Genomic DNA, 6,327 nt, shown 5'->3' on the forward strand with positions numbered 1-6,327 from the left:
TCATATTGAGGCTGAGAGAAATAAATATCCAAGTCGTTCAATATAATAGAAATTATTTTAAGTTTCAATAACAGGGAGGTAGGATTATGGCAATTACGGGTATCAATAACAGCAGTTACACATCGTATTATGCTTCAAATTATAAGAATACTGTAAAAAAAACAGATAGTGAAAAGGATAGTACAAATACAAAAGATGGCAACGTGACAACAAGTACAGTTGAATTAAAAACATCACGTCCCGGTGTGACAAAAACAGAGCAGATTAAGACAGGGTATAGTAATGTAAATGATTATTCAAAATACTTGCAAGGAAAATACCATTATATGAATATAGGGCTGACTTCAATGCAGGGCATTCCGACAACGGTATCTGTTTCAAGTGCATTTTTACAAAAGTGCATGAATGATCCGGAAAAAGCAAAGTATTTGGAGGAAAACTTAGCAGCCATTCCGGATTGTACAAAAGATACGATTAATGGATGTTTGGGCACTGTGACAAATCAGAGTTATATGATTGATGCAAACGGAAATATTATAGAGACAGCATCTTGTACAAATGATCCAGATGGGAAAATAGCGAAAGAGAATGCTGAACGAAAGGCAAAAGAGAACAGAGAAAAAGAGGAAAAGGTAAAAGAAAAAAGAGCTGCTAAAAAAGCAGAGGAAGAAAAAGCTGCAAAGCAACGTGCAGAAAAATCGGCAGAAAGAAAAGAAACGGGTGATTATACCTTATCCATAACTGGTAATGATGTAAAAAGTATGACACAGAGCCTTGTAGCAGAATCTGTGAGTATTTCTGCACCTGATAGATCAAGTTTTGATATTAAGGCATAAGAGGATTCGATAAAAGGAAAATATCAAATTGGTGCATTGGATGGCATCACCAGAGAGTAGAGTGGCAGAAAGTCAGTAGATATAAAGGGATAGATTTATTTATGAACCGTGAGGTGGATTTATGGGAATCTCTTTTTCAAATATAGGAACAGTTGGAAGGGAACAGCTAATTACTTCTGGTAGTAATGGAGAACCAAACTGGTCTTATATTCCATCGAAAGGAAAAAGTACAAAAACGCAGACTGAATTTGTAAGTGAGATTAGGAAACTGGCACAAAAGGCTGCCAATGCTACTGATAAAACAGAACAAGACTCTATTTCAAGGCAGGTATTGCAGTTAAGGGCAGAATATTTGTCAGAGGTTGCACCGGATAGAAAGCAGTTGTACCAACAGGCAAAAAGTGCAATGAAAAATCAAAATACCAATCCAAAATGTAAAGGGATCGGAGAATTAACCTTACTGGATTTTTTGGAACAGGCAGAGGGAAAAAATCAGAATCTTGCAGACAAGCAGATTGCACTGGCAGGAGGTGGAACATTAAATTTCACTATTTTAACATCAGGAGGTTATGGTGTTCAAATTCAGGGTCAGGGTGTCAATGTATTGTCAAATACCGGTGCTGGCTGGGGATACGAAATGACTCCGGCAGAACTTACAAGAAAAGATGAATTTTATTCCATTTACTGGAAGGAATATAATGCCGTAAAGAATGGTATGAATTCTGAATTAAAAGAATTACCGGATTATCTGGAGAAAAGACCAGTTTTTGAAGCGAAAGCCTAATGATAATAATGCAATTCAAATAAAAAGGAGTATTGATATATGCAGATTAGTTCCAACTATTCTATGAATGGTGTGTCATACGAAAACAGACGCAGACAGAATGATATTCCTCAATTTAGTACAGAACGTGCCAAACAGGAAAATGAGAGTATAAATCCATATATGGCAGATACGGATTTTAACGAAAAAGCATTTGATATGATTGGTCCGAATGCTCCGCAGGAGGTAAAAGATGCATGGATGGAAGCAGCAAAGGAAGTAAATGCGAATGGTATGGGAATAAAGAAAAACGGAATGTTGAGCCATATATCACAGATGATGGTACAAAGGCTGAATAAGCAGATGAAGGGTGAGGTCGATGTGGATAACATCGACATTTTGGGAAACACAACAGAATCTGCAATTCAGGCAACGAAACAGGCTTTATATAATTTAGACCATCCACTGGAATATGTCCCTAAAAGCATAGAAGTTCAGAGGGCTTGTATGAAAGAAAGAGAATTCTATGTTGCGTTTCTGGAAAGATTGGAAAAGTTATAATTGACTGGAACAGAAACGGAAAATGACAACGATGAGATGGCAAGACGAAAAGCTGTACAAAACGAATATCTAAATAGCCAGTTGGCGGCGGCAGCATATGAGAAAAGCAGTATTATTTTACCGGATAATCCTGTTATACTGTAGGCTCATCTTTTGACAGGAAAGCATAAGAATACAGGTAAGATATTTTTCGGGAGGAAGGATAAGAAATGGAAATAAACAGTAATCATTCTACATATGGGGCGGCATTTCGTCAAAAACCGATTTTTTTCATGTCTGGAAAGGAAACAGTGGCATTTTTTGAAGGGAAACTGAAGAAAAATATGACACTTCAGGAAGATACCTGTACACTTGGTAGCAATGACACTTATCGCAGACAGCATACCACCTATGAGGTTTCGGACAAGAAGAAGGGAAGCACATTTCTGGATTTGGATTTTCTGATTAAGGACGAAACCAGCAGTCTGAAAGGAAATCTCAGTGATAAAAAGGATGTGGATTTCTATAACTTTTCCATTCCATTTAATCGAACCATACAGAATTATTTTGGGGTTCAAATCTATATGGACATGCCGGAAGGCTGTGATTATGACCTCACCTTATATGATGAATATGGCAATCAGGTCGGAAAGGCAGAATGGGACGGAGAAGGACGTAAAACACTGACCATCCCGAACTGGGATACAAATACCAATAAATATTGTATCAAAATAGAAAACAAAAATGGGGAAGAAGTTTCTCCAGATGATTATTATAAAATCAGTTTCAAGGTTACGGAAAATAAAGAACAGGAAAAGACCGATGCCATAAGGGAGGCATTCGGGAACCTTCACGGTGCATACAGCCGGAAAGATGAAAATTGGAGGGAATGCCTCGACAAATATAATGAAGTCCTGATGGATACAGAGAAAAATTATACAAAAGAAATGGAGAAACTCCACCAGAAGCAGTTTGAAAGTCTGCCGGAAGAAAAGAAATACAAAGGCGGGCGCACAGTGGATGAATTGTTGCAGGACATGGCAGAAGGAAAGACACTGGATGATGTGGAAATGGAGTATGTGAAAATTTTTGCCAACCTGAAAGATTTTGAGAAAGCACAGCAGAAGGCGGAACTGAAACATGATTTTTCCGAGGATTTTGTAAAGGATCTGGAAAGCAAAGGTATCTCACGTGATGAGCTGGAGGGAATGCAGATAAAGATTGAAAGCAATGGGAATGTAACAGTGAGCGGTATCGAAGATAAAGAAGTCCGGGAACAGGTTCAGAAACTGGTAGAAGAAAAGTACAGTGACCGGATGTATCAGTATTACACAGGAATTGCTGACAGTGTGGGAAATCTGTCGTCTAATACCTATCAGTATGCCACGGATGTGCAGGAAGTCAGGCGTTACTTAAAAGGGGTTACGGGAGAAGATATTTCTCTGGAGAACTTTTATCTGACACCGGACGGAAAAATTGGCGGGTTGCCGGAAAAAGCCGCTAATCTGATCAACAAAACAAAAGACAATGCCAAGATAGAGCGGATAAAGGATGCATTGATAAATATTATAGGACATAACAGGACAAGCGGTGATCTGGGGATTCCCGATTTTACTTCGGAGTTTCAATTCAGCAATGGCGCTTTCTCTGTGGCAGACAGCGGTTTTACGGTGGATATGGCGGCATTGGACAGAAGGCTGACGCCCCAACCCCATGATAACATGTATTCGGATATGTATGAGTACAGTTTCAGGAAAGTATTATGATACAACATCAGAAGGAGGTAATTAAATGCGTATTGGTTCGGGAGTGCAAAGTGCATCGGAAGTATTTGGAAAGCAGTAAAATAATAGCAAAACATATGTTGCCGAAAATGAGGCATTTTCTCAGACATCAGTGAAGGTGTATTTAAAGACGGATGATATGTTGTTTTCAGGTGGAAATGGAACAGGTCTTTCGTTTTATATTAAATACGCAGAAGAGTCAACAGAGGATAATCCTGTAGTGATAGCCAAAGGCGTTGACGAAAATGGAAAAGAATTTGAAGAAAAGAGTAACATTAATGATATTAATTTGAGAAATGCTTCTTATGTTGAAATGAGTGCTTTGGAGGCATATTATAACGTCGACAAGGGGAATAGTCTCAGTTATTTTCCGCAAGAAACTGGGTGTATGGGATTAAATGACAGATGCGACCTTATATCCAGCTTTGAAAAGGTTATACAGGATATGAATAAATTAGGAAGGTATGATTTGCAGATGTTTTATATGCGAAATATGAATACTTATCTAAATGCAAGCAGTAAGCATAAATAGGGCTTAGTTATTTGAATATAGTAGAAAAAGTAAGCTTGGACTCCATAGGAGAGAGCAGGTGCGGTTCCGACTGACAGAAGAACCGTGGAAAGTTAATATGGGATTAGGTGTTGAAAACACTTTTATCCAAAAAAGTTGAGGCGGAAACTGGACTGGCATATAGAGAAAATTTTGAGCTGATTGGAGGAACAGAAATATGTATATTGGTTCTGGTCTGAATACCGTATCTTCATTGTACGGTCAACAAAAAAGTAATTATATGAAAGCACCTGCATCTGCGGAAAAGACATTTTATACGGCAGAAACACCAAAGGTATATCAGATATTCACAACAGATAATATGTTGTGGACGGGAGGTAATGGAACAGGTCTTTCTTATTGTCTTAAATATGCGGATGATTTGACGGATGAAAATCCTGTGGTGTTAGCGAAAGGTGTGGATGAAAACGGGAAAGAGTTTGAGCAAAGAATTTATATCAATGACGTTAATCCATCAAATGCTACAGTAGTCGAAATGCGTGCATTGGAGGCACATTACAAAGTGGAAAAGCAGGGAGGTTTCACGTCTCTGCCGCTTGAAGCTGGTAATATGGGACTTAACGACAGAAGAGATTTTATCGCAATGTTCAAAAAAAGCATAGAAGATTTAAACAAATTGGGAAAGTTTGACTTATCGTTGCTTTGGACGAAAAGTATGGATACATATCTTAATTTGCCAAATGCAAATAGTAAGTATAAATAAGGCTTAGTTATTTGGACATAGAAGGAAAAGAGAATTTAGAATAAACGAAGGAGATTGAGACAATGCAGTCAATATCAAGTTATATTAATCCTAATACAAGAGGACTTACATCTAATTACAAAAATACAGCTATTAAAGATAAGGAAACCTATAATGAGGCGATGTCGCAGCACTTACTAAATCCGGTAGAAGATTTGGTTCAAGTGTTAAAAACACCTATAAAATTGGCGAAGAGTTCGTCACTTAGCAGACAGAATAATTCTGTTAATATTGCGGAAGGGCAAAGAATCCGTGTTAATGGAGGTCATGTGCTTACGGTTACGGCGCATGGAGTAGAGGTTTCTGGTGGAGATAATCCGTATGATACACAATCATATGTAAAAGCACAGAGAATGGCAGATGCATTGGCATCCATGCTGCGAAATGCAGGTGGGACAATGACTACTGTAGCACATTCAAAGGAGGAATATGCCCGGTATACAGAGGGAATTACGGATGTTATGTCTTATCTGGGTGTAGACACTTCCAAAGATTTTACGGTCAATGGTATGAAATATAGCAAAAATAAAGATGGTTGGTATGAGTCAGAAGCGAACAGTGATGCGCAGGCGGCATATGAACAGTTAAAAGCGAATAACAGAATCTACCAGTTTGCAGATGAAAAGACCAAAAAGCAGATTGCATATATTAGTGATTATTACCTTCAGACAGTGCCGGAGAGTGTAAAGGCGGCGTGGCAGGAAACATTGGAAGAAACTGGTTTTAATCCATTTCAGACGGATGTAACCAGTACATTAACGCAGTTATCTGTAGAGCAGGATTTTCTGACAGGTGGTGATGACAATATTTTTGGTGAAACGAAAGAAAGTTGTTTAGCAGCTATCGACAAAGTATTGGAGAGAATAGAAAATCCGTTGGCAGCAGTTACAGAGGAAAGGGCAGCATATCTGCAGCAGGAAAAAGAATTTTATACCGTACTGGCATCTAAAATAAGAGAATAAAATGCCGGGAGGAATTTAAAGATACAGATTATAAGACTTATATAAGGCAGGGGGATAATATGGTTACTGTAAATAATTCTGACTATTATAATAACATTCCAGCGGGCAGGGATTTAAACAACCTGCCCA

At 38.3% G+C, this 6,327-nt stretch carries 8 protein-coding genes; all 8 read left to right on the forward strand.

Going from position 1 to position 6,327, the window contains the following annotated elements:
• Positions 1–86 precede the first annotated feature (86 nt).
• The 8 genes from DW059_RS14560 to DW059_RS14590 all read left to right on the forward strand — a co-directional run bounded on the left by DW059_RS14560 (position 87) and on the right by DW059_RS14590 (position 6,198).
• Entirely contained in the window at positions 87–836 is a 750-nt protein-coding gene (locus tag DW059_RS14560; RefSeq protein ID WP_117699272.1) for a hypothetical protein, read from the forward strand.
• A gap of 121 nt (positions 837–957) precedes the next feature.
• Entirely contained in the window at positions 958–1,620 is a 663-nt protein-coding gene (locus DW059_RS14565) for a hypothetical protein (protein WP_117699273.1), read from the forward strand.
• Between the two features lie 39 nt (positions 1,621–1,659).
• Positions 1,660–2,160: a hypothetical protein gene (locus tag DW059_RS14570; protein WP_117699274.1), complete on the forward strand. Its 501-nt coding sequence runs from the start codon at positions 1,660–1,662 to the stop codon at positions 2,158–2,160.
• On the forward strand, positions 2,161–2,304 hold the full coding sequence (locus DW059_RS15995; protein ID WP_158552137.1) for a hypothetical protein: 144 nt from the start codon (positions 2,161–2,163) through the stop codon (positions 2,302–2,304).
• A gap of 65 nt (positions 2,305–2,369) precedes the next feature.
• On the forward strand, positions 2,370–3,905 hold the full coding sequence (locus DW059_RS14575) for a hypothetical protein (protein WP_117699275.1): 1,536 nt from the start codon (positions 2,370–2,372) through the stop codon (positions 3,903–3,905).
• 157 nt (positions 3,906–4,062) lie between these two features.
• Positions 4,063–4,455: a hypothetical protein gene (locus DW059_RS14580; protein ID WP_330408455.1), complete on the forward strand. Its 393-nt coding sequence runs from the start codon at positions 4,063–4,065 to the stop codon at positions 4,453–4,455.
• 196 nt (positions 4,456–4,651) lie between these two features.
• Entirely contained in the window at positions 4,652–5,197 is a 546-nt protein-coding gene (locus DW059_RS14585; protein ID WP_117699276.1) for a hypothetical protein, read from the forward strand.
• Between the two features lie 62 nt (positions 5,198–5,259).
• Positions 5,260–6,198 (forward strand): hypothetical protein, encoded by a 939-nt coding sequence (locus DW059_RS14590; RefSeq protein WP_055040310.1) that lies wholly within the window; start codon positions 5,260–5,262, stop codon positions 6,196–6,198.
• Positions 6,199–6,327: the final 129 nt, after the last annotated feature.

The sequence above is a fragment of the Roseburia sp. AF42-8 genome (assembly GCF_003435965.1).
Taxonomy (GTDB): domain Bacteria; phylum Bacillota; class Clostridia; order Lachnospirales; family Lachnospiraceae; genus Roseburia_C; species Roseburia_C amylophila.